Source organism: Rania fehmarnensis (assembly GCF_056494185.1).
The window spans coordinates 1,665,376-1,690,753 of the sequence record NZ_CM151398.1 but is presented as its reverse complement, the minus strand read 5'-3'; the positions used below and the strand labels follow the sequence as shown (position 1 = coordinate 1,690,753).

General features: G+C 55.9%; 18 protein-coding genes. 15 read left to right on the top strand and 3 right to left on the bottom strand.

Annotated elements, in window-relative coordinates:
• The first annotated feature begins 5 nt into the window (after positions 1 to 5).
• From SH573x_RS05280 to SH573x_RS05240, 9 genes are all read left to right on the top strand, one after another.
• On the top strand, positions 6 to 1,895 hold the full coding sequence (locus tag SH573x_RS05280; RefSeq protein ID WP_479353289.1) for a hypothetical protein: 1,890 nt from the start codon (positions 6 to 8) through the stop codon (positions 1,893 to 1,895).
• A 198-nt stretch (positions 1,896 to 2,093) separates the two neighbouring features.
• A complete protein-coding gene (locus SH573x_RS05275) occupies positions 2,094 to 2,438 on the top strand; it encodes a tellurite resistance TerB family protein (RefSeq protein ID WP_479353288.1) in 345 nt (114 codons plus the stop codon).
• 66 nt (positions 2,439 to 2,504) lie between these two features.
• A complete protein-coding gene (locus SH573x_RS05270; protein ID WP_479353287.1) occupies positions 2,505 to 4,796 on the top strand; it encodes a dienelactone hydrolase family protein in 2,292 nt (763 codons plus the stop codon).
• A gap of 28 nt (positions 4,797 to 4,824) precedes the next feature.
• Complete coding sequence (locus tag SH573x_RS05265; RefSeq protein WP_479353286.1) at positions 4,825 to 5,841, top strand: Gfo/Idh/MocA family oxidoreductase; 1,017 nt, start codon at positions 4,825 to 4,827, stop codon at positions 5,839 to 5,841.
• Positions 5,842 to 5,959: 118 nt separating this feature from the next.
• Entirely contained in the window at positions 5,960 to 7,540 is a 1,581-nt protein-coding gene (gene modA, locus SH573x_RS05260) for a molybdate ABC transporter substrate-binding protein (protein WP_479353285.1), read from the top strand.
• A complete protein-coding gene (locus SH573x_RS05255; protein WP_479353284.1) occupies positions 7,540 to 8,355 on the top strand; it encodes an ABC transporter permease in 816 nt (271 codons plus the stop codon). The genes modA and SH573x_RS05255 overlap by 1 nt, the downstream gene beginning before the upstream one ends.
• Positions 8,352 to 9,026 carry an ABC transporter ATP-binding protein gene (locus tag SH573x_RS05250; RefSeq protein ID WP_479353283.1) on the top strand — a complete coding sequence of 225 codons (675 nt, stop codon included), beginning with the start codon at positions 8,352 to 8,354 and terminating at the stop codon, positions 9,024 to 9,026. Before SH573x_RS05255 ends, SH573x_RS05250 begins: the two co-directional genes overlap by 4 nt.
• Positions 9,016 to 9,285, top strand: coding sequence for a MoaD/ThiS family protein (locus SH573x_RS05245; RefSeq protein WP_479353282.1), 270 nt, complete (start codon positions 9,016 to 9,018; stop codon positions 9,283 to 9,285). Before SH573x_RS05250 ends, SH573x_RS05245 begins: the two co-directional genes overlap by 11 nt.
• Positions 9,286 to 9,289: 4 nt before the next feature.
• A complete protein-coding gene (locus tag SH573x_RS05240; protein WP_479353281.1) occupies positions 9,290 to 10,036 on the top strand; it encodes a HesA/MoeB/ThiF family protein in 747 nt (248 codons plus the stop codon).
• Between the two features lie 185 nt (positions 10,037 to 10,221).
• Here SH573x_RS05240 and SH573x_RS05235 read toward each other — a convergent pair whose 3' ends face one another.
• Positions 10,222 to 10,851 (bottom strand): sigma-70 family RNA polymerase sigma factor, encoded by a 630-nt coding sequence (locus SH573x_RS05235; protein WP_479353280.1) that lies wholly within the window; start codon positions 10,849 to 10,851, stop codon positions 10,222 to 10,224.
• A gap of 118 nt (positions 10,852 to 10,969) precedes the next feature.
• Between SH573x_RS05235 and SH573x_RS05230 the strand changes: the two genes are divergently transcribed.
• Positions 10,970 to 12,202 (top strand): radical SAM protein, encoded by a 1,233-nt coding sequence (locus tag SH573x_RS05230; RefSeq protein WP_479353279.1) that lies wholly within the window; start codon positions 10,970 to 10,972, stop codon positions 12,200 to 12,202.
• A gap of 240 nt (positions 12,203 to 12,442) precedes the next feature.
• Here the strand turns inward: SH573x_RS05230 and SH573x_RS05225 are convergent, their stop codons facing one another.
• The gene (locus SH573x_RS05225) at positions 12,443 to 12,754 is read right to left on the bottom strand and encodes a hypothetical protein (RefSeq protein WP_479353278.1); all 312 of its coding nucleotides are present in this window, start codon (positions 12,752 to 12,754) and stop codon (positions 12,443 to 12,445) included.
• 317 nt (positions 12,755 to 13,071) lie between these two features.
• Between SH573x_RS05225 and SH573x_RS05220 the strand changes: the two genes are divergently transcribed.
• The gene (locus tag SH573x_RS05220; RefSeq protein WP_479353277.1) at positions 13,072 to 13,878 is read left to right on the top strand and encodes an alpha/beta hydrolase; all 807 of its coding nucleotides are present in this window, start codon (positions 13,072 to 13,074) and stop codon (positions 13,876 to 13,878) included.
• 768 nt (positions 13,879 to 14,646) lie between these two features.
• Here the strand turns inward: SH573x_RS05220 and SH573x_RS05215 are convergent.
• The gene (locus tag SH573x_RS05215) at positions 14,647 to 15,294 is read right to left on the bottom strand and encodes a BMC domain-containing protein (protein ID WP_479353276.1); all 648 of its coding nucleotides are present in this window, start codon (positions 15,292 to 15,294) and stop codon (positions 14,647 to 14,649) included.
• A gap of 365 nt (positions 15,295 to 15,659) precedes the next feature.
• Between SH573x_RS05215 and mdh the strand changes: the two genes are divergently transcribed.
• The 4 genes from mdh (at position 15,660) to SH573x_RS05195 (ending at position 24,943) form a co-directional block, all read left to right on the top strand.
• The gene (gene mdh, locus SH573x_RS05210; RefSeq protein WP_479356652.1) at positions 15,660 to 16,607 is read left to right on the top strand and encodes a malate dehydrogenase; all 948 of its coding nucleotides are present in this window, start codon (positions 15,660 to 15,662) and stop codon (positions 16,605 to 16,607) included.
• A 328-nt stretch (positions 16,608 to 16,935) separates the two neighbouring features.
• Complete coding sequence (locus SH573x_RS05205; protein WP_479353275.1) at positions 16,936 to 17,718, top strand: alpha/beta hydrolase; 783 nt, start codon at positions 16,936 to 16,938, stop codon at positions 17,716 to 17,718.
• A 210-nt stretch (positions 17,719 to 17,928) separates the two neighbouring features.
• A complete protein-coding gene (locus SH573x_RS05200; protein ID WP_479353274.1) occupies positions 17,929 to 23,001 on the top strand; it encodes a neutral/alkaline non-lysosomal ceramidase N-terminal domain-containing protein in 5,073 nt (1,690 codons plus the stop codon).
• Between the two features lie 463 nt (positions 23,002 to 23,464).
• Positions 23,465 to 24,943 carry an RtcB family protein gene (locus SH573x_RS05195; RefSeq protein ID WP_479353273.1) on the top strand — a complete coding sequence of 493 codons (1,479 nt, stop codon included), beginning with the start codon at positions 23,465 to 23,467 and terminating at the stop codon, positions 24,941 to 24,943.
• Positions 24,944 to 25,378: the final 435 nt, after the last annotated feature.

The following is a 25,378-nucleotide window of genomic DNA, read 5'->3' as shown; positions in this document are numbered from 1 at the left end:
ACTACATGACGAAACCACTTTCACCGCTGGCTTTAGGTAAATCGATCACTTGCTTGCCCGTTGTTCATGGCAGCGGACACTGCGCGCTGATGGTGCGCCAGTGGTTGTTGGAGCATCCGTACGATTGTGTAGCTGTCTGTTTGCCACACTCTTTCCGCGAGGATGTGCTCGAAGCGATCAACAATTTGCCGACTCCTTCAATGGTTTTGCAGCGTGTGCTGCCGGACTACGCCGCTTATCAGAATGACGAGGGCGACGACGAACGCGAGGAGTGGAGCTATGTGCCGATCGATCCTTGCCAACCGGTGATCATGGCCTTACGTTTAGGCCTGGGCGAACATTTGCCGATTGAGTTTATCGACCTGGAGACCAATCAATATATTCCGCAGTCGTCGGTTATGCCCGATCCTTACGCACTCAAGACGGTATCGCTCGAGCGGTTTGCCACGGCAGTGCTCACGACGGTCACGGCACCTGACAATAACCAGACCTGGCAGCGTTTGCGGCACATGGCCTACCGGCTGCACGAGTTGGAGCAGAAATACGATCACATTGTGGTGGTCTGTTCGATTCAAGAATGGCCCTGGCTCCGCGATGCTTATCGTCAATGGGCTGAAGACGAACTATCGGTCGATGAACTACCGGAACATGATTCGGTCGAGCCGCCAACGACTTACGCCGTCAATCCCAACTCGCTGCTGTTTATGTTTGGCGAATTGCCGTTCATCACAGGCGTTTACGAACGGGCTCGATTGGAGCTAGAGGAAGACGATAACCTGTCGATCGATGGTGTCAAACAGTTGTTGATATCAGCTCGCAGCAGTTATGTGCAGGACTTGGGCAAGCGGGCCAGACGCATTACGCCGTTGTTGCTGCGGCAATGTTTGAAGTACATTCGCAATCTGACGCTGATGGAGCGGCGACTGACTCCGGAGATGTACACGATCGTCACCGCCGCTCAACAGATCCTTGGCGATCAGTATGCGATTCATGTCATCGATACGGCTCGCAATTATCCCTTCGAAGAAGATCTCGGCCTGCAAACGGTAACCTTGGGAGTGGATCAAGCGCGCCTGCCTGGCGAAGAAGTCGTCGACATTGTCAGCCGCCTTCCCGGTCCTCCGGTGCTCTGGCGACGCTTGCAGCTCCAGCGCAAGCCGGCCAAGCAAGAAATGGATCGTTGGAAGACGCAGTGGAACCCACGTTCGCAATGTTCGTGGCCTCCCGAAGATATGCTGATCGAAAGCTTTCGCACGCGCGTCATCGATCGAGCTCGCGCGATCATCGGTGCCGACCTGGCGCGCAGCGAAAAATTTACGACTAGCATCAAAGACGGCATCGACATTCGCGAGACGATTCGCCATTGGTACGACGGTGACATCTATGTGAAGGTTATGCCGCCTAGTGTAGGCACGATCGACTGCTGTGTAATGTTATTTGATATACCGTCCGATCCAAATGCGTATCCCTGGCGCACAACTTGGTTTGCAGAACACATCGAAGAATCAACGCTCGCGTTTTTTGCCACCGACTATCGCGAACAGTTGGTGGGTCCAGGTATCGCCATGGCCACCTATGGTGGAGCCATGTTCTTGTATCCGCCAGTATCCATACCGGATATCTGGCACGATCGGCGCTTGAAGTTTGCTCAAGGTCTGGAAGAACGTTTAGTAGCGGCTGCGTGCCTGCATGCGCGCGAGCGGCAAATCGCCCTGCTGAGCCCCCAGGCGCCAAGTGCCGTCTTTCGTCAGATTGCGCGAAGATTTCGTAAATCGCTGGTCCATATTCCGCTGAGCCAATTCAATGACGCTCTCGTCCAGCAACTGCGCATGGTGCATGTGCTCAACGGCCGCGAAGTCCGTTCGTTCGCAGCCCATTTCATCCGCAAAGCCTAAACCGACGGCGTTAGCCGCGGTTGCTGAACTAAACCGACGGCGTTAGCCGCGGTTACTGAACGTTCAAGATGTTTGAGTAGGAACCGGGGCTAACGCCCACGGCCAACGCACTCCTGCTTGTCGTCAGAGGCAAGCACGATTATTATCGAGCGAAGCTTTTCACGCACTCTATCTCGAAGATCGAAGGAACCGTTAGCGATGTCCCCGCTGGATCATCTGAAGAACCTGGTCATTATGGCCGCCGCTGACGGTAGTCTGTCTGAACAAGAGATCGCCCTGCTAATCGATCGCTGTGGACATCTGGGCTTGCAGGAAGAGGATCTTGAAAAAGCCATCGCTTTTGCTCAAAGCGGACAAGCGAAACTGCGACTGCCTAGCGATCGACAAGAACAGATCGACCTGCTGTCAGAACTAATGCGCATGATGGCCGCCGATGGCCAACTGATGGAAGTCGAAAAACAACTCTTTGCCCTGGCTGCTGCCAAAATGGGCATCGAGAAGCTTGAACTCGAAACTATCATCGACAAGCTGATCAGCAATTAATTTGCTGTTCAGCGACCGATCTGTGGAGTAATGACTAGGGAGAGCTTTGACAGTGGGGTGATGACTATGTGGCGATCCACGATTGTGGCCCTGGCGGCGCTGACCAGCCTCTCACTCGTTCAGTGTGCGTCACTGTCCGCACAGGATGCAACGCTCGCCAAAGTCTTACCCGACACGCAGGCCCTCCAGTCCAACGGCGATATAACATCGGAATTAGTCGCTGGGGTCGACAAGTTCTTGCTCGACCAAATCGCCCAAGCCCCCGCAGCCCGCCAGCGACACTGGCCAGCCCTGGTCAGTGCCACCCCCCAGCAACCTCATCCACTGGCGGCCGAGCTGAGCAATATCATTGGTCTGCGCGACCAACGGGTACCCAATCCCCGCTTGCAGATCGTGCGCGATCGCCAACAGACCACCCCGTATCAGTCGCATGCGCGGTGGCAGGCCGACCTGGTGCGTTGGCCTGTGCTCAAGGGTGTTGATGCCGAGGGCATCTATGTGCGACCGCTCGACGCCGCGGCGATTAAGTTTCAAGCGGTTATCGTTCCCGACGCTGGCCAAACGCCTGAACAACTGATCGGCGTTGGTCCGGACAACTCGAACGTTACTGCTTGGGCAGCCAACCTGGCTGCCATCGGCGGCGAAGTTATTGTCGCTACTCCAGTTAGTCGGCATCGCGAAGCTCGTCGTGGCCGCGCCAAGATGACCGATCAAGAGTTTCTGTATCGCAGCGCATTTGAGCTTGGTCGACATGTCTTGGGCTACCAAGTTCATGAGTCCCTAGCAGCCATCGACGCTATGCGCACGAAAACCTTGCCGCTGGTGGTGATTGGCTGGGGCGAAGGTGGTTGGGTTGCCCTGCATGCAGCCGCTGTCAGCAATTCGATCGATGCCGTGTGCATTTCGGGCCACTTTCAAGCGCGCGAGAATGTGTGGCAAGAACCCATTCATCGCAACGTGCAAAGCTTGCTGAACAAGTTCGGCGATGCGGAGCTAGCGGCCATGATCGCGCCGCGTCACGTGATCATCGACAACGTGGCCGGCCCCACCGTTGATATCGCAGGCGAGGGAGGTGCGCCTGGAAGACTTGCCGGCCCGACCACCGAAGCAACCTCAGCCGAAGTCGCACGAGCTCTAAAGATTTTGCAACAGAAACAACTACAAGCCAGTCTTCGCGAGGTAAAGCCAACGTCGATGCCCCAGCGCGCAGGTGCATCCCTCGAAGCCGTAAGTGCAACTCTGGCTGCGGTCAAGATAGATGCGTCAGTCTTGCAGGCAGATCCCATGGCCGGCGAAGTCGCATCCGCCCGCGAGCTTGTTTCAGCCGAATCTCGACGTCTCGATATGCTCGACAAGTGGAATCGCTTTACCCAGCAAGTGCTCGAACAGGCTGATGACGAGCGGGCCGAGTACTGGCAAGCACTCAAGACCGATACGCTCGAAAATTTCAAAACCACCGTCGAGCCTTATCGCGAAAGATTCGCAACCGAAGTCATTGGACGCTGGGAGATGCCGCTAGCCGCACCCCAGCCGCGTTCGCGTTTGATCTACGAAAAACCTAAATGGGTTGGCTACGAAGTGGTTCTGGATGTCTTTCCCGACGTCATCGCCTACGGCGTGTTGCTCTTGCCACGCGAGCAACCACTGGGAGAAAAGCGACCGTGCGTGGTATTCCAACATGGACTAGAAGGTCGACCGCAAGATTGTATCGCAGGCGATCATCCCGCTTATCACGACGTCGCAGCCAAGCTGGCCGAGCAAGGCTTTGTGGTGTTTGCGCCACAGAATCTCTATATCTTTCATGATCGGTTCCGCACGCTGCAACGCAAGAGCAATCCGCTTGGGAAAACGCTGTTTTCGACCATCATTCCGCAGCATCAGCAAATTTGCAATTGGCTAGGAACCTTGCCTCAAGTCGATCCTAGTCGCATCGCGTTTTACGGACTGAGTTACGGCGGGAAAAGCGCCATGCGTATTCCACCACTGGTGCCGCAGTATTGTTTGTCGATCTGCTCAGCGGACTTCAACGACTGGGTGTGGAAGAATGCCTCGACTCATTCCAACTACAGTTATGTGTGGACGATGGAGTATGAGATTTTTGAATTCGATCTCGGGTCGCGTTTCAATTATGCAGAGATGGCGACGCTCATTGCACCGCGACCGTTTATGGTAGAACGCGGACACTTTGATGGCGTCGCTCCCGATGACCGCGTAGCGGCCGAGTTCGCCAAGGTGCGCCACTTGTATTCCGCCAAACTGGGACTGGCCGATTCAGCCCGGTTGGAATGGTTCGTAGGCCCGCATACGATTAACGGCCAAGGCACGTATCAGTTCCTGCACGAAAAACTCAAGTACTAAACTTCAAACCTCCGAAGGCTAACCCACCATGCGCACTTCTCTCGCGCTCCTCGCCTCGCTGCTGATCGTACTGCCAGCAATGGGACAGAGTCCCGCCGTTACCAAGCTGGGCATGATTGGCTTGGATACGTCGCATGCTCCAGCGTTCACCAAGCTTTTTAATCGTCCACCAAATGAAAACGCTTTTGGCGGCATGAAAGTTGTGGCCGCGTTCCCGGGTGGTAGCCCGGACATTGAATCAAGTCATTCGCGCGTGGCCGGTTTTACGGAAGACCTCAAGAAACTCGATGTGACGATGGTCGACTCGATCGACAAGTTGGTCGAGCAAGTCGATGCGGTCTTACTGGAGAGTGTTGATGGTCGCCCGCACTTGGCCCAAGCCATCCCTGTACTGAAAAGTGGCAAACCGCTATTCATCGATAAACCACTGGCAGGCACGCTGGCCGATGCCATCGCCATTGATCTACTGGCCAAGAAATACAACGCTCGCTGGTTTAGTAGTTCGTCGCTACGATTCAGTCCCAGCATCTATCGTTATCGCACCGATGAAGCCTTGCGCGCAAGCACGCGTGGGGCGGCGGCGTGGAGTCCGTGTTCCCTGGAAAAGACACATCCAGATTTGTTCTGGTACGGAGTGCATGGCGTCGAAATTCTCTACACGGTGATGGGGCCAGGTTGTCAAAGCGTCACGCGTACCGCCACACCGGGTCTCGACATGGTGGTCGGCGTATGGGACGGCGATCGCATCGGTACCTTCCGCGGCATTCGCGAGGGCAAGGCCGACTACGGAGTCGTGGTCTTTGGTGAAAAGTCCATCGAACTGACCGGCAAGTACGAAGGCTATCAACCACTGGTGGAACAGATTGCCAAGTTCTTTCAAGGCGGACCGACCCCGGTCAGCAATGACGAAACGCTTGAACTGTTTGCCTTTATGGAAGCCGCCCAGCAATCCAAAGATCGAGGCGGCGTTCCCGTGCAAATCGCCCAAGTCATCGCTGAAGCCACCGAGAAAGCCAAACAGCGTATCGCCGAGCTTGACAAGTGATGCCGAAAGCCACGCCTGCTTCCCCTACTCACCCCTCCCGGAGTTGCGCTTCGCTGGCTCCGACCTCCCTATGCAGCGCATGGAGAGGTGACTATCACATATTTCAACTGACGATACTATGAATCGCGCCGCCACTTTCTTAGTCGGATCAATCCTGCTCGCCGCCGGTTTGATTGTCTTACTTACTCAGGCGGGTAGACAAACACAAACTATTCAACTGGGTAATGGTAACGCTACTGGTACTAACGGCGCGCCTGCACCAGCTGCGCAGGCCAGCGATCCTCTTATGATTTACTGCGCCGCCAGCAATCGCGCCGTCATTGAAGCCATCGCCGGCGATTATGCCAAAGAATTCGGTCGCCAGGTGCAATTGCAATTCGGGGCCTCGCAAACGCTGCTCTCGTCGATGAGTATTAGTGAGACGGGCGATCTGTTTTTGCCGGCTGATGACAGTTACATTACCATCGCTCAGGAAAAGGGACTGGTCGAAGAAGTCTTACCTCTGGCTCAAATGCACGCAGTCCTGGCCGTAGTCAAAGGCAACCCCAAGGGCATCAAGTCCTTCGATGATCTGCTCAAACCCGACGTTCGCGTCATTCAAGCTCGCCCAGATTCAGCCGCTATTGGCAAACTCACCCAGCAAGCGCTCACGGCGCTTGGGCTGTGGGATAAACTCGAAAAGTCGACCACTGCCTATCGCCCCACGATCAGCGATGTCGCCAGCGATGTCGTGGTCGGGGCGGCTGACGTAACGATCGTGTATGACGCAGTGCTCCATACCTATCCTAAGCTCGAAGCAGTGTCGATTCCAGAACTGGAGCAAGCTACTTCCAGCATTTCGCTGGCGATTGTCAAATCCACCAAACGTGCCAGAGACGCGTTGCATTTCGCGCGATATGTGGCTGCCCGCGATCGTGGGCTCAAACGGTATACCGAATTCGGCTTCCAACCAGTTACCGGAGATCTGTGGAGTGATCAACCAGAGCTTTCGATCTTTGCCGGCTCGATGCTACGGCCTGCGATCGAAAAGACCATCATCTCATTTGAGCAGCGCGAAGGTGTGCGCGTATCGCGAGTCTATAACGGCTGCGGAATCCTAGTCGCTCAGATGAAAGCCGGTCAGCATCCCGATGCTTACTTCGCGTGTGACAAGGAGTTCATGAATAGTTTACCCGATCTGTTTCCGGCTCCGGTCGACGTCTCCCAGAACGAATTGGTAATCCTGGTACACAAAGGCAATCCGCACGGCATCAAAAACCTGCGCGACCTCGGCAACCCTGGACTGCGCATTGGCATAGGCCATGAAAAGCAATGCGCCATGGGTTGGCTGACGCAGAACACTTTGCGTGAAGGAGGTGTAGAACAAGAGGTCATGGCCAACGTGACAGTGCAATCGCCCACCGGCGATATGTTGGTCAATCAAATGCAGGCCGGTAGCTTGGATGCCGCCGTGGTTTACTTGAGCAACGCAGCTGGTGCGGGTGAAAAACTGGATGCTATTCGGATCACAGGCCTGCCGTGTTCGGTCGCCGTTCAACCTTTTGCCGTAGCCGTCGACTCGCCGCATGCTCAGTTGGCCGACCGCATGTTCCGGCGCATCAAATCGGTGGACTCCAAGCAGTCATTCTTGTTGGAGGGCTTTCGCTGGTCCGAAGATTTGAAGACGCAAGCAAGTGCCGCAGCTACAGGGCAGAATTGATGGAGAAGTTTCGTCGACGCTCTGATGCGCCTTTTTTCTTAGTGACGGGCGGTATATCGGCTAGCTTCATTCTGTTGATCGTATTGCTCTTGGCAGCCGACATTTGGTTTGTCACCTGGACTGATTTTGTAACGGCTTTTGAAAAAGCCGAGATTCAAGCGGCCCTAAGGTTGACGCTGCTGACCTGCACATTATCAGCGATCATGTCGGTGTGGGTAGGAACTCCGCTGGGTTATATTCTGGCGCGTTATCGTTTCCCTGGTCGCTGGATCGTTGATACGTTAGTCGACATTCCCATCGTGCTGCCACCGTTGGTACTGGGTATCAGCTTGTTGATCTTGTTTCACACTCAGCTTGGTAGTGGAACATTGGAAGATTGGTTGAAGCATCGCAACTTGCCTGTAACGTATCATTGGCCCGCGGTGGTGCTGGCGCAGTTCACAGTCGCCTGCGCCTTTGCGGTGCGCACGATGCGGGTAACTTTCGAACAGATCGATCCGCGTCCAGAAGCGGTGGCCCGTACGCTGGGATGCACACGTGGTCGCGCGTTCACCGAAGTCGCCTTGCCGCAAGCCTGGCGGGGTATCGTTGCCGCCTTGACGATCTCCTGGGCGCGGGCCTTGGGAGAGTTTGGACCGATCATGGTCTTTGCTGGTACAACGCGAATGCGCACCGAAGTCCTCTCGACTAGCGTCTTTCTGGAGTTGAGTATTGGCAACCTCGATTCAGCGGTGGCGGTGTCACTATTGATGGTCGCCATGGCGGCTATTGTGCTGGTCGTGCTGCGCTTCCTGGGAACAGGGATCAACGCATGATCGAACTGAAACAAATCGCTTACCAGATTGGCCAGTTCCAATTGAGCAATTTGTCGCTGGTGATACCTACCGGACAATATGCGGTCTTGATGGGTCAAACAGGGCAGGGCAAGACCACGCTGGTTGAGATCATTTGCGGCCTGCGCAAGCCGAGCGCCGGCCGGGTGCTCGTTCAAGGCCAGGACGTTACCGATTGGTTGCCCGGTGATCGACACATCGGTTATCTGCCTCAAGACCTGGCTCTGTTTCCGCACATGCGCGTCGTCGATCACTTGTCGTTCGCGCTGCGACTGCGCAGGCAATCGCCCGCGACAATTCAAAGTCGTGTAAACGAACTGGCCGAAGTGCTCGGTCTGACGCATCTGCTCACGCGTCAGGTTCAAGGGCTCTCCGGCGGCGAGGCACAACGCGTAGCCCTTGGCCGAGCCATAGCATTTCGACCTGCGGTGCTGCTGCTCGATGAACCGCTCAGCGCGCTGGACGAGCAAACGCGAGGCCATATGCATGCACTGCTGCGGCAATTGAAAGAATCGACCGGTATGACTACCTTGCATATCACCCACAACTCCGAAGATGCCGCCGCGCTGGCCGATCGTCAATATCGCCTGGCCCAAGGCCAAATCATTGAAACAATTCACGCACCGAAAACTGAAACGCACCATGCAAGTTGATGTCGAGTTTGGAACTCAAGTTCGCGCTGCCAGTGGTGTCAGGCTGCAGCCGACCAGTTTGCCGGAGGGCAGTTCACTGCGACACTTGTTTGCGCAGCTAACTGGTTTGCATCCGACGTTATCGACTTGGATCGATACAGAGGGCGAGCCACGACATGGTCTGCTGGTGTTTGTAAACGATCAATCGCCCAGCGGCATTGATCAACCACTGAAGGAAGGTGACCACGTTGCTCTCTTGACGTTGGTCTCGGGTGGCTAACCGTATGACGCCTGAAGAACTCGATATATATCAGTGGCAGATGTGGGTCAGCGACTTTGGCCAGGCCGGCCAAGAGAAACTGCGTTCCGCCTCGGTACTCATCTCGCGCATCGGAGGACTGGGTGGCCTGGTCGCCTATCAACTTGCCGCCGCGGGTATTGGCCAGTTGGTCTTGGCTCACGCCGGTAATGTCAAACCGAGCGATCTCAATCGTCAGTTGTTGATGACTCACGATTGGATTGGCAAGCCGCGCATTGAATCAGCCGAGCGACGCTTGCATGAACTCAATCCGCGCATGAAGATCGTAACCATCAATGCGAACATAAACACTGACAATGCGGCCAGCATTATCGAACAAGTCGATATGGTCGTCGACTGTGCACCGCTGTTCGAGGAACGACTAGCGATGAACGCAGCCATTGTCGCTCAGCGCAAGCCGATGATCGAGTGCGCTATGTACGATTTGGAAGCCAGTTTAACAGTCATCATCCCTGGCCAGACACCTTGCTTGGCGTGTCTAACGCCGACTGCACCGGCCGGCTGGCGCCGCGAGTTTCCTGTCTTCGGTGCCGTCTCGGGTACTGTTGGCTGTATGGCAGCGATGGAAGCGATCAAACTGATCGCCGGTTTCGGCCAGCCCTTAACCGGCTCGCTGCTGAGTATGGACCTGCGCTACATGCAGTTCCGCAAACGCACCATCCAGCGCAATCCCCAATGTCCAACCTGCAGTTCCTGTGGCATAGGCTTCTAGCCTGTGTGGCATAGGCTTCTAGCCTGTGTGGCATAGGCTTCTAGCCTGTGTGCGTCTTAAGCAATCTCTGAAGGCTGCCAACTAAGGAAGAACACAGGCTTCCAGCTAACGACTAAGCCACACAGGCTGGAAGCCTATGCCACAATAGCCGAGCCACACAGGCTGGAAGCCTATGCCACATCGGCTTATCTGGGCATTTGTCCGCTGGAACTATCGGAGAGCATGCGTTCGCGCAAGGACTGCAAGCCGCGTTTGAGTAGTCCTGCCACGGCCATTTCGCTCTTGTCCATCGTGACGGAGATTTCTTTCAGCGACTGTCCTTCGACATAGCGCAAGCGTAAGGCTTCGCGTTGGGTGTCGGGCAACGTTTGCAGGCAGTTGGCCAGGTAGACCGCCGCTTCGTCGCGCATCATGCGTTGACTGGGTGACGTTGTTTCCGAGGGCACCAGGTCGGTCAACATAGGTCCGCTGTCATCACCGCCGCCGCCACTGCGGGCTTCGCGACCTGCCGAGCGTTTCTGTGTATACAGATGTTTTTGATGCGCAGAACTGACATTGTTGCGCAATATGTTTCGCAACCAGCCCAGCAATTCTTCGATCTGATGACCGCGAAAGGCGTGTAGGTCGCGCTGGGCTTCCATGAAGGTGACTTGCACAATATCGGCCGGATCCAAGCGGCCGCGGAGGCGATCATCGAGGTAACGCTGAGCCAGAACCGTTAAATAAGCTCGATAATCTTCCAATAATTTGCCCAGCGAATCACGGTTACCCGCCAGGGATTCTTCGAGCAAATGCTGGTGATAAGTGCGGTTCACGTGCGGTTCTTGAGAGCTGAATTGAGCGACTGGCAGCTATGCCCTGGGCATTATTGCACTGTATAATGAGCGAACGCTTTTTGCAATTCTAGTCGGCTCGTCGAGCCAGAGGTTCAGTATGTATTTGAGGATGGCCAAGCGGCTGTTGTTGGAAACCGACAAACGACTGCTGTGGAAATTGGCCTGGCAGGCTGGCTGGAAGGGCCTGCGAAGTGTGCAGAAACACCGTAGTCGCCTCAAACGTGGTGAGTTTTTCCCACCGTTTCTCTACCTGTCGGTCATCAATACTTGCAACCTACGTTGCCAAGGCTGTTGGGTCGATGTGGCCGGCAAACAGACCAAAATCGATTTGGCTGCGCTGAACCGGACGGTGAACGAAGCCAAGGCGATGGGCAATGCCTTCTTCGGCATCCTGGGCGGCGAACCTTTCCTGCATCGCGAATTGCTCGACTTCCTGGAAGGCCAAAAGGACGTCTACTTTCAAGTCTTCACCAACGGCCACTTCATCACCGACGAAGTTGCCAAGCGACTTCGCAAGATGGGCAACGTAACGCCGCTGATCAGCGTCGAAGGTAGCCAGCTCGTCAGCGACGAGCGACGTGGACGCGAAGGCGTGCTGAGCGCGACCATGCAGGGCTTGCAGAACTGCCTCAACAACAAAGTCCTCACCGGCGTTTGTACCAGCGTCTGTCGCACCAACATCGATGACCTGCTAACCAGCCAATGGGTCGACCGTTTGATCGAGATGGGCGTCATGTATTGTTGGTTCCACGTCTATCGACCTGTAGGACCCGAGAGCAATCCCGATTTGTCGCTCGACACCGAACAACTGCGCCGCGTGCGTCAATTCGTAGTCGATACCCGCGCGACCAAACCGATCATCGTCATCGATGCCTATCACGATGGTGAAGGTCGAGCTCTGTGTCCGGCCGTCACAGGCTTTACACATCATATTGGTCCGGGCGGCGACATCGAACCCTGCCCGATCATTCAGTTGGCCAAAGAGAACATCAACGATGGTCGACCATTGAAAGATGTATTCAATCAAAGTGAGTTCCTGCGCGACTTCCGTGAACTGACTGCCCAGCACACGCGCGGTTGTGTTGTCCTGGAGCGTCCCGACATTCTCGTGCAACTAGCCACCAAACACGGCGCGCACGATACGACCCAGCGTCATAGCGTAATGGCCGAGTTACAAGCGACGCAACCTCGACGCTCGCAGTATGTGCCTGGTGCCGAGATCCCCGAACGCAATCTGCTAGTGCGACTAGCCAAGTGGTACGCATTCAACGATTTCGGTGCCTACAAGAAACATTTCAAAAGCGAAAAGTGGACCGACCCCGAGGCCTAACGTGGCCTCATGTGGCATAGGCTTCCAGCCTGTGTTCTTGGCCCTGTGCTTTGCTAAGCGCGTCGACTCGCAAACATCGCGGTTTGGTGACGCATCCACCGTCTGGCGACGGTGGCTACTCATTGGCCAGTGTCCACTTGCCTAGTTAAGAACCGCGGCTAACGCCGTCGGTTTAGTTCGACCTCCCCCGACGACCGGGGGAGGCGAAGGTTCAGCACAATTATCGATATGGGTCAACGATTATCGATATAGGACAGTTGCATACCAACCATTTGCACCGCGGGCTACGCCGATGCCAGTTGGTTGACGTTGTCCCCAATAGCAACTCTGACGAATTGCCTCATCGGCGGAACGTGTAGAAAAGCCTACGCCTTCGTAGCCTCCGGAGCCCAGCGATCCACCTACGTGTCGCATGCGGCCTTCAGAAGCTTGTTGCTGGGCTTTGCGCTGCGCAATGCATTTATCGCATGCACTAGCCGAGGATGTGCCAATGTCGCTCATTGCCAACATCATCGACAGACCAACAACCGACCATAGACTGGTTCGAAGCATTACTCACTCCCTTTTTTGCAACGCGATTCCGTCGCAACTATTGCGCAGTTCCGCATTGCTAGAATCGAATGGTGAATCCCTTCCTGATAAGACGTGCTCGCATTCTTGCTGCACGCAACTATTGCCCATGGGTGACGTCCCAGTGTTGTGATCGAGTCCAAATCGTCAACCAGACTGACCAATGCTAGCTGCGACCGAATGACGCTAAGTCGTGTGAGTCAAAGGAAATAAAAAAATTGGATTTTTTAACGCAGAGCCCGCAGAGCCCGCAGAGAAATCGGTGGTGATATAATCAACATTCACTATCCGGAGATATCATGCGCGCATCTATCTTGGCTGCGATCGTCACCACACTGTTGGCGCCGTTGGGGTTTGGTCAAGACACTCGCGGGCCGACGCTCGATGAGATGCTGCTCTTCTTTCCTTCGAAATTTCCAGAAGGCAACTGGCAACCTCCTGGTCTCAAGTTTCAGGATGTAGACTTCGCATCGGAGGACGGTACGAAGTTGCACGGATGGTATTGTCCAGCAGACAACCCCCGCGCAGTGATCTTGCTGGCGCACGGTAATGCTGGTCACATAGCGATGCGCGCCGATTGGTTGAAATTTTTACAATCGCGAGCTCGAGTCTCAGTATTCGCCTTCGACTATCGCGGCTATGGTCGCAGCGATGGCGTGCCCACAGTCCCGGGCGTATTGGCCGATGCAACCGCAGCACGCGCCAAGCTCTGCCAGTTGGCCAACATAAAAGACTCCGAGATGATGCTGATGGGCGAGTCACTGGGCGGAGCCGTTGCGGTGCAACTAGCCGCAGTCAGCTCACCGAAAGCCCTCATTCTGCAAAGCACATTTCCGACGATGCGCGACGTGGCCGATGTGCATTATCCGAAAGTCTCGTGGGTCATTCCGCGCAGCAAACTGAATTCCGTCGACACAATTGGTAAATACCGTGGACCGCTGCTGCAGAGCCATGGAACCAACGATCGCACTGTCCCACTTGCTCTGGCCGAAAAACTTTTTCAGGCCGCCAATGAACCCAAGAAGTTCATCCGAATCGCCGGCGCCGATCACAACGATTGGCTGACCGACGAATACTTAAGAGAATTGGATAAGTTCTTGCAGTGAAGAACGTAGAGCGGCTGTTCCCAGCCGCTCAGCACCCGCTAACCATTGCGTCTTCCGACCGAGCGTCCGGGAGGGCGAAGGTCCTCCTGAGCCAAACACCGCCTTGAAGCGCGGACATAGTACCGGGGGGAAGAATGTAGAGCGGCTGTCCCCAGCCGCTCAGCACCCACTAACCCATGCGTCTTCCGACCGAGCGCCCGGGAGGGGCGAAGGTCCTCCTGAGCCAAACACCGCCTTGAAGCGCGGACATAGTACCGGGGGGAAGAATGTAGAGCGGCTGTCCCCAGCCGCTCAGCACCCGCTAACCATTGCATCTTCCGACCGAGCGCCCGGGAGGGGCGAAGGTCCTCCTGAGCCAAACACCGCCATGAAGCGCGGACATAGTACCGGGGAAAGAACGTAGAGCGGCTGTCCCCAGCCGCTCAGCACCCGCTAACCATTGCGTCTTCCGACCGAGCGCCCGGGAGGGCGAAGGTTCTCCTGAGTCAAACACCACCTTGAAGCGCGGACATAGTACCGGGGGGAAGAATGTAGAGCGGCTGTCCCCAGCCGCTCAGCACCCGCTAACCATTGCGTCTTCCGACCAAGAGCCCGGGAGGGCGAAGGTCCTCCTGAGCCAAACACCGCCTCGAAGCACGGACATAGTACCGTGGGAAGGATGTACCGCGGCTGTCCTCAGCCGCTTCAGGTTGAGATGCGCAGGCGGAGCCTGCAAGGCAATGGGTTACCAGGCAGAGCCTGGTAACCAGATGGGCCTGGTAACCAGATTTACTTCGGCAAGAGTGCGAGCACGCTCTGGCTGGGGCGAGCGATGACGTGGGCGGCGATCAGTTTGCCGAGTCCTTCTACTTTGGGCCGCGCGGCATCGATCGCGGCGCGAACGGCTGCCACATCGCCACGCACCACGACGGTGACATAACCGCCGCCAAGCTTTTCTTTGCCGACGACGTCGACTTGGGCCGCTTTGCAGGCCGTATCGATCGCTTCGAAGACAGCGGTGAAGCCTTGGGTTTCGATGAATCCGAGTGCTTGGATGGGTTCGTTGCTCACGGTATTAGACTCGCTGGTAGCAGGTGACGTAAATGGATTAGCAGTCAGCTCTTTGACGACTGCTTGTTGAATCAGAGGATTGAATTCGACCGCGCTGTTGATCGCACGGCTACTGGCAACTGTGGGCCGGGCAATGACGGTGCACTGAGCTTTGCCGGTCATGGCTTGAGCGATTTCGTAGCCAGCATCAATCGCGGCCCGCACCGCGTCGACAGAGCCTACGATTTTCAGGACCGTGCCCAGCATGTCGTTCAATTCGACTTGCCAGACTGAAACTCCAGCCGCCTTTTCCATAGCGTCCAGGGCCACCATGGCCGGTGTCCAACCTGGGGTTTCCAAGATGCCAAGGGCAGGTGATATCGACATGGTAAAACTTCTAGGTGGGCCAACTTCAGACCTGTCGGCACAAAACTCGTCTCTAAACCCGGGCAGATTCAGAAATTAATAACAGTGGCTCCGACACCGATCGACACAGTACACACTGCGATAGTTTAGTCAGTCAAGGCAGGGCGTGAAGTGTGGTAAAGCTGGTTTCTTTGCGTAAAGCTGGCCGGTTGTACCAATTTTGAGTCCCTAAGCTAGCAAAACACTTTCTGACGCACCCTGGCCAACATAGGCCGCGCCTAACTTGACGAGGACCCTCCGTGCGAATACTTTTTTGGAGCGATGGCAACAGCGGGCTGTCCGCGCCACTCACGAGCGACTACTTGATAGGGGGTCACAGCTGCCAGATGCGTCGAGCCAAAATTACCATTGTTGGAGCCGGGAACGTTGGAGCCACTTGTGCACACTGGTGTGCTGCTGCCGAACTGGGCGATGTTGTCCTGCTGGATATTCCGCAAGTCGAAGACATGCCCAAGGGCAAAGCGCTTGACTTGATGCAAGCTTCTCCGATCATGGGTTTCGATAGCCACGTCATCGGCACCAATAACTATGCCGACTCGGCCGGCAGCGATGTCGTAGTTGTCACCGCCGGAATCGCTCGCAAGCCCGGTATGAGCCGCGATGATTTGCTGAGCACCAATGCCAAGATCGTCACCAGCGTCGCCAAAGAAATCAAAGCGACATCACCCGAGGCAGTCGTCATCGTCGTCAGCAATCCGCTGGACGCTATGGTGCAACAAGTTTGGAAGACAACCGGCTTTCCTGCCCAGCGCGTGATCGGTCAAGCAGGTGTGCTCGACACCGCTCGCTACCGCACGTTCTTGGCTCTGGAGCTGGGTGTAAGTGTCGAAGACATTTCCGCTCTCTTGATGGGTGGTCACGGCGACACCATGGTACCGATTCCTAGCTGCACCAGCGTGGGCGGTATTCCAGTTACGCAACTGATCAGTTCGCAGCGACTGGAAGAAATCGTGACGCGCACTCGCAATGGTGGTGCGGAGATCGTGGCACTATTGAAGACTGGTAGTGCGTATTATGCGCCAGCCGCAGCTACAGCGCAAATGGTCGAAGCCGTAGTGCGCGACAAGAAGCGTTTGATTCCTTGTGCTGCCTACTGCGACAAAGAATATAATGTTGGCGGATACTATGTCGGTGTCCCAGTGATCTTGGGTACCGGCGGCGTTGAGAAGATTGTCGAACTGAAGCTGAACGAAACTGAAACCCAAGCGTTTCAGAAGAGTGTCGATGCTGTAAAGAGTTTGGTAGCTTCGATGGACAAGTTGCTGCAAGCATAAAAGCCTTTTTAGAGTGATGCTAGCGCTCAGCGCGTTACGCGTTTGCTCTTTGGTTGAACCGAGCAGTCCGCAGGGCTGCTCAACTCTAAAAACGCCCGTCTCGTCATCCAGTCTGTTCTCATTCTTTGAAAGCGTTTCAGTCATGCCAGCATTCGAGGCCCTGCGCTTTGTTTTGACCATGATTGACGTTGACTCAGACGGGCCCTTCGTCGTAAAACGCCTTCACTGAGGCTAGTCTACTGCGATCATCGGCGATGGCTGTCTTTTATAAGGCAGCGATGGCCAAACTTGGGCCGATCTTTATTCCTGCTACCAAAGATTGTTCAAAATGCGGAACCGCCTTGACCGCTCTCAGGAGCTCGGTAGTCAGTTAGACCTATTGAAAAAATCTGTCTCTTCTACATCTTCGCCGTCGCGAGTTACCTCGGTTCGCTCCGAGCAGCCGCTGGCCATGTTTGGGCCCGAACGTTATGAGCCCAATTACGACTATCCACTAGTTGTGTGGCTGCACGGCTGCCGCAGCAGTGAACGTGAACTGGAAGCGGTCATGCCCGCGCTCAGTTTGCAAAATTACGTCGGCTGTGCGCCGCGAGGCACTCAAGCCACCGAAGCCTGCGGTCATACTTACGAATGGTCACAGTCTCGCGCCGCCATTGCGGTAGCCGAGGAAACGATCTTCGCCTCGATCGCTGCCGCCGCCCGCTCGTTCTCCATCGCCAAGCAACGGATCTTCTTGGCCGGTTATGGTTCTGGTGGTACAACAGCCCTGCGCATCGCGCTGCGTTATCCTCAACAATTCGCCGGCGTGATTTCCATCTGCGGCGCGTTCCCGCGCAATCAGTGTCCTCTAAATAACCTCGACGGGGCTCGCAAACTTCCTATCCTGTGGATGTTTGGTGGCGAATCGACTCGGTGTGGCGTCGATCACATCTGCGAAACGTTGCCGCTCCTACACGCTGCTCGCATGCAAGCCACGATTCGCCAATACCCCACCTGCGATGACCTGCTGGATAACATGCTCAGCGATATGAATCACTGGGTCATGGAACAAGTGACCCATATGCCATCCAACATGGACAAAGCGATCGAAGAAAGTTTTTCTCGAAACTAGGGTGGCACTGGCTATGCGCAGCATTGCCAGTGCTCTTCGCCGGGAGAGGTGACCGCCGCCTTCCCACTCCTACTCGAAATTGCGCCGAGTAGGAGTACGAGTACGAGTTGTTGGAGGCGGGGTCTTGCCCTCGAACACTCGGCAGCGTGTATAATCTCAGGTAACCCCCGCGATGGATCTAGCCGAATTACCTTCCTGAGATCGAAGCGCATGTCCACTACTCTCGTACTGCGCGCCGCGCAGTTCTGTTTGTTTCTGTCTATCGGTACTTTCTTTATTCAGGCAACGCTCGCCGACGATTCTCCGGCTGCTGCTGCGACGATGATCGAGCGGGCCGATGTTTACGCTGTCGGCGTGGCCAAAGTCGATATTACGCCTGACTATCCCATTCGCATGAATGGTTTCCTGGTGCGCAAACAAGAGTCGATCGGCGTGCGTCAGCCGATCTGGGCCAAGGCGCTGGCGATCGGCCAAAGTGACGCTGCAGCCGTGTTGATCACTGTCGACGCGCTAGGCATCCCGCAAGAGATCACCAAGACTATTGCAGATCGACTTCAACAGAAGACAGGCCTCAATCCAGAGCGATTATCGATCACGGCTACCCATACGCATACAGCGCCGATGATCAACGGCTGCGCGCCGAATATCTTTGGTGAACCCATTCCCGCAGCTGATCAAGCCCATATCGATCGCTACACCCAAGAGTTCACCGACAAGCTGACGCAAGCAGCCATGGAAGCCCTCCAATCGCGGCGGCCATCGACCATGCATTATGGTATTGGGCTAGTCAGCTTTGCTAAAAATCGTCGCGATAAAGCTGGACCTTACGATCATGATCTGCCCATGCTAGTGGTGCGCGATCAGGACCAATCGATTCGCGCGATCTATGTCAGCTATGCGTGCCACTGCGTCACCCTCTCTGAGCCGCAAATCGGCGGCGATTGGGCGGGCTTTGCGCAAACTCAAATCGAAAAGCGATTCCCGCAAGCCATCGCCATGACCTCAGTGGGTTGCGCTGGCGACCAGAATCCCACCACCGGTGTAATGAATGATCGAGCTGATCTGGCGCTGGGCCAAGGCGAAGAGATTGCGGCTGAAGTCGATCGCTTGCTGGCCACGCGACTGCGTCCCATCACCGGCCCACTAGTTATCCACAACCAAACCCTTGGCTTACCGCTAAGCGAGCCCAGCTCGCGCGCCCAGCTGGAGAAGACTGCCCAGGAACAATCGCCCGTTGGTTATCACGCAAGAGTACAGTTGGCCAAGCTCGATCGTGGCGAAAAGTTGCGCACGTCGATCGATTATCGCGTGCAATCCTGGTCCTTCGGCGATTCGCTGGCCATGCTCTTTCTACCAGGCGAAGTTGTCTCGGAGTACGGCTTGCGATTGAAAGAAGAACTCGATGGTCGAAAACTCTGGGTCAATGCCTATGCCAACGCGTGCCCATGTTACATTCCCAGCGAGAAAGTATTGGCCGCAGGCGGATACGAAGGCGGCGAAGCCATGATCTATTACGATCAACCATCCAAGTTCGCCCCGGGACTGGAACAGCCCATCATCGATGCTGCACTGGCGCAGTTATCAGCCACGTTTCCGCCACAGATGGAACCCGGCAAAGGGCAGGGCACTCGGCCGCGAGCGGCCGAGCAATCAGTCAAGCTGATGAGGACACGCAGCGAGCTAGCCATCGATTTGGTCGCGGCGGAACCACTCGTTACGTCACCGGTGGCGATCGACTTCGGACCCGATGGTAAGATCTGGGTGGCCGAAATGTATGATTACCCGGCGGGCACCGATGGCACTTACGCCCCAGCCGGCCGAGTCCGCGTGCTCACTTCGTCGGATGGACAATTAGTTGATACATCAACTATTTTTCTGGACGAGATCCCCTTTCCCACCGGGATCACGGTCTGGCGTAAAGGTGTCCTGGTATGCGCGGCCCCGGATATTCTGTATGCCGAAGACAGCGACGGTGACGGCCGCGCCGATATCGTTAAAAAACTTTACTCCGGATTCGGTACCGATAATTTTCAAGCCCGCGTCAACAGCCTCGAATATGGACTCGATGGCTGGCTATACGGTTCGTGTGGCTTCTTCGGTGGATCGATCAAGTCCTTTGCCAAAGATGAACCCTTTGAACTGGGCAATCGTGACTTCCGCATTCGACCCGACACCGGCGAGATAGAAGCTGCGACCGGTCAAACGCAACAAGGCCGCGTGCGCGATGACTTTCAGAATTGGTTTGGTTGCGACAACATGGATTTGGCGCGGCACTATCCCATTTCAACACACTATGCCCAGCGCAACGGCTTCGCGCCACCACCGCCGGGCGCCGTGCATGTGCCTGCCACCAGCGACGATGATCGCATCATACCGGGCAATGCCGAATTGCAGCTGTTCAAACTATCAGGCAGTAGCGGTATAGCTACGGCCGCCTGTGGTATCGGCGTCTATCGCGATCGAGTTTTAGGTGCAGGCTTGCTAGGCGATCTCTTTACCTGTGAACCAGTTAATCTGCTGGTCCACCGACTCAAACTATCGCCCAACGGTTCTTCGTTTGCAGGCCAACGGGCCAGCGATGAAAGCCAAGTCGAGTTCTTATCATCACAAGACACATGGTTCCGACCTGTACAAGTGCGCACAGCGCCCGACGGCACTTTGTGGGTACTCGACATGTATCGCTTTGTGATCGAACATCCACGTTGGATTCCCCCTGAGTCGCTCGATCAGGTCGATGCGCGGGCTGGTGCCAACTTGGGTCGTATCTACCGAGTCCGTCCCCAGGACCAGGCGCAGCTGAAATGGCCCAAGCTGGCTGAGCTTTCTACGGACCAGTTAGTCGCTGCCTTGGATAGTGACAATGGTTGGCAACGCGATATGGCCATGCAGCTCCTGCTCTGGAACAAACATGAGCATGCCTCGCCAGCTCTCCACCAACTCTGGCGAAGTAGCCCGCGGCCAGAAACCAGAGTTCAAGTATTATCGACCCTGGATCAACTTGGCGAACTAACGGCTGAAGATGTACTGGCTGCGCTAGCCGACAAGCATGCTGGCGTGGCGCGGCATGCAGTTCGGTTAAGCGAGCAGTTTGCAAGTGGATCAAGTGGTCAAGCGCTTTTGAAAGAAGTTGTAAAGCTTTCGCAGACCGCCGATGGACAATTGAAATTGCAAGTTGCTTGCTCGCTGGGTGCCTGGTCCGATGCAGTGGCTGCGAAGACCTTGGCCGAGATGGCGCTGGGTAATCCACAAGATCTATACCTGCGTTCGGCTATCAGCAGCAGCTTGACTCCCGCGACCATCGACGCCTTCACCACGCATCTGACCAGCAGTTCCTCGCCAGCGCTGGGTGAAGTTGCGCCCAGCATCTTGCCACTGTCTGTAGCTATGATGAGCCCCGAGTCGGCCAACAAACTACTACAGCAGATTGCAGAGTTACAAACGCAGGCGCCCAGTGTATGGGGATTCAAAACTCTGGCCAGCATGCTGTCGCGGTCCGAGCGCAATGAGGCGTTAGCCAAAGCCATTGCCTCGTCGACAACTCCAGAAATGTTGCGCAAAGCCATCGCTCGAGCCCGCGCGATTGCCAGCGATGAATCGGCCGAACAAACGCTGCGAGCGGTTGCCATTGGTTTGCTCAATCGTGAAAAGGTGGACAAACCCAATAGCGATAGCGATCAAACATTATTGGCTGGCATGTTGAATCCGCGCAATCCTGCGGCCATTCAAGCGGCAGCTGTCGCCGCGCTGCTTCGCGGATCTAGTCCCAGCGTGGCCAATGAATTGCTGAATGTTTGGGCTCAGCTGTCACCTCAATTGAAAACCGATGCTCTCGATGGCTTGCTAACTCGACCCCAGTGGATTGCTACTTTGCTCGATCGCATCGAACGCAAACAAGTGGACGTGGCTGAACTGGATGCGGCTCGGCGCGCGCAGCTGCTGGCTCACCAGCAAACGGATGTGCGCGAGCGGGCTGAAAAACTGTTGGCAGGCAAATTGAATTCCGACCGGCAACAAGTCTTAACCAACTACGCGCCGGTTGAAAAGTTAACAGGCGACGCCCAGCGCGGTGCAGAGCTGTTCCGCAAGAACTGCAGCACCTGCCATAAACTACAGGACATGGGACACGCTGTTGGTCCCGACCTGGCGGCGCTGGCTCACAAGCCAGTCAACTTCTTCTTGCAAGAGATCCTCGATCCGAATCGCAATCTCGACAACCGCTATCTTTCATACACGGCGCTGACTGATAGTGGTCGGACGCTGACGGGCCTCTTGGCTGCTGAAACAGCTACCGCCATTACACTGCGCGGCGCGGAAGCCAAGGAAGAGGTGCTGGATCGCGAGGAATTGGACGAGCTGCGTTCGACGCGGGCTAGTCTCATGCCTGAAGGCCTGGAAAAACTCTTGCCGCCGCAGGAGATGGCAGACGTAATTCGATTCGTCAAAGCCACCGCGCCGCAAGAAGCTCCGCCGGAAACGATGGCCTCTGGTGAACTGGCTCGCGATATGCTCAACGAAGACATCGCGGACGACGCGCGGTTGTCTTTGGTGCCACTGGCGATCAAGACTGCGCCCGAAGTCATCACGGCGATGGCGGCCAATTTGCCGCGCGATGAAAAAGAAGAATATCGCCGCATACCATGGATCTGGCGCGTCGCCGTGGCCGCCGGTAAAGGTGGCGATACCAAGCTGAACAAGAAAGTCATCGACGTAGCCATGCCGCGCGAAGGAGCCGAGCTGCGAGATTGGCAAGCCGTGGTCATCGGTGGTGGCGTCATCAACGGCTTGGGTCTGCGCGGTGATTGGCCCAACGAACACATTCAGAAAATGTTGGCTAGCGACAAGAAACTTGCGGCTAAGTGGGAACGATTGTTAGGACAATCCCAAGCGATGGCCGACAATCCCCAGATTCGTACCGGCACGCGTTATGACGCCTTGCGTATCATCGCTCTAGCCCAGTGGCCAGCTCCCAAAGAACAACTCTTAAAATACATCGGCAAAGATGTCGATCCCGAGTTACAAATGGGCAGCGTCAGCGGCTTGGCCGATGTCGATCATCCCGAAGCCACTGGCTTATTGATCGAGCATCTACCCAACTATGACAAAGAGAATCGACGCCTGGCAGTTGTAGCTCTCTCGCGCGGCAGCGTGCGTCAAAGACTTCTGCTGCAATTGATCGAAGAGGGCAAGATCAAACCTGAAGAGGTTGTAGCCCAAGAACGACAATTGATCCTCGGTTCGAAAGAAGCCGACATCGTCGCTGCAGCCAAGAAGCTGGGATTCTAAGGTGACTGTCACCTCCCCCAGCTTCGCTGGGGGAGGTCGCAGACGAGGCGTTTAGCCTTCGTCTGCGGGAGGGGGCTCTGCGCTAGGCAAGACTCCTGCGTTACTAACCAACTCCACCGCCAAGACCCCTCCCGAATCTCGCAAAGCCTCGATTCGACCTCCCCAAGGCGAAGCCTTGGAGAGGTGACTGTCACCTCTCCCGCGCAGCGGGGGAGGTCGCAGACGAGGCGTTTAGCCTTCGTCTGCGGGAGGGGGCACTGCGCCAGGCAAGACTCGTGCGGTAATAACCACCTCCTCTGCCAAGACCCCTCCCGAATCTCGCAAAGCCTCGATTCGACCTCCCCAAGGCGAAGCCTTGGAGAGGTGACTGTCACCTTCACGAACCTCGCAGCGCAGCAAGGGGTCTATAATTGGTCAACGCTGTGATCTGCCAATTTTCTAGAACAATGAAACCCATCCTCTCATGCGCGAATTGATTCCTACGGGTGAAGCGACGGCGATTCTGCCGACGGGCGACTCCAAGCCGATTACGGTCATTGAAACAGAAGCTATACGCTCGACGTTTGATGAATTGTGCTTGACGCAGGCGATCAATTCACGCTTGGCTCCAGGTGTAACTGACCTGGTGCTTAACCCCGATGGTCACTGCGGTTACGGTGCGCCGATTGGTTGCGTGATGGTTTCACCGACGCACATTTATCCCGGACCAGTGGGTGTCGATATTAAATGTTCGATGAGCCTATTGCAGTTCGACTTGCCCGCCGATCAAATCATCGAGCGTCCGGTGCGTCGGCAGTTGATCGATGCCGTTTGTGCTCGCATACCGACCGGTGCCGGTCGCGGTCAGCGACATGCCAAGAAGGCTCGCCACGTGTCTACCGATATTGGACGTCGGCTCTTGGCTGAAGGGGCAAGCGAGGCGGTCTGCGATGCGCTAGGCATTCCTTCGGAGTGGGCCAAGCGTTGCGAAGACAGTGCGCACTTCGGCCATGATGACACGGCCGATGCCTTGGCTGCTCGGCTGGAACTATTGCTCGGCCAAGATGCGCTGCGCAAGTTTCCCGATAAGGTAGCCCAACTTGGATCGTATGGAGGTGGCAATCATTTCGGCGAGTGTGAAGTAGTCCACGTAGTTGATGCGCCCCGCGCACGATCGGTGGCGGATACTTTTGGGCTGCAGGACGGTTGCGTAGCGTTTCTATCGCATTGCGGCTCGCGCGGCATTGGACACAACCTGGCGATGGGTCAGTTTCGCGCGCTGCAAGACAAATTCAAGCACTGGGACATTCCCTTGCCGGGCGGAGATCGCGAACTGGTGTATGCGCCGCTGGGAACACCCGAAGCGAATGCCTATTTGGATGACATGGCACTGGGTGCCAACTTTGCCACGCTCAATCATTTGTTGATCAATGCCTTGGTGGCTGAAGCCTTTGAAGAAGTCTTCCCTGGCATCAAGAGTCAGCTCGTCTACTTCATCAGCCACAACATTGCCCGCAAAGAGTTTGTCAACAATGTGCCGAGTTGGGTTCACCGCAAGGGTGCCACGCGAGCGTTTCCCGCTGGCCATTATGCACTTAAAGATACGCTTTATGCTCAGACAGGCCATCCCATTCTCTTGCCGGGCAATCCTCAAGCCGGTTCGAGCGTGATGGTAGCCGATCCGGGTGCATCGCTCAGTTGCTTTAGCGTCAATCACGGCGCAGGCCGCACCCTGGGCCGCAAGCGTGCCATTCGTGAACTAGACCAAACAGCCATCGATCAATCCTTTGAGCAGCATGACATTCTGACCAATTGCCGGCTGTATCCCAAGGACGAAGCTCCAGCCGCGTACAAGAACTTCGAAGAAGTCCTGCGCAGCGTAACCACCGCCGGCCTGGCCACCGAAGTGGCTCGCCTGAAAGCCCGCTTCGTCATCAAGGATGGCGATTCGGCTGATGATTGATGTTTTGTTTCGCGATTAAGCCGCAATGCTTTACACATAAAGTAATCGCCAGACCGCAGGGGGCTCCCCTCGCCCCTTGTAGAGACCGTACAGCTATTAAGTGTTGATGATCAAAGGCTTCAGGATCATGTCTTTCCCCCGGCCCCGAAGCGCCAAACATCCCTTTTAAAAACGCTGAGACGCGGAGGATCGCAGAGAAGACCAAAGGGCGGGTCGACTCATCGGGTGGCACTGGCAATGCGCAGCATAGCCAGTGCATGGAACGAAGTAGTGCAGTTAGCGAGCCCTGTTTCTGGCCCGATGGCAGCGAAGTTTTGGATACAGCCTGCCAGGTTGCAGCCTGTGACGGGGTTGGTTCGTTGGCCAATGAGCCCTCTCAGGGTGCTTTGAAACTTCGGTTTCATTAGCTCTGGTCAACTGCAGCCCGAATATCAA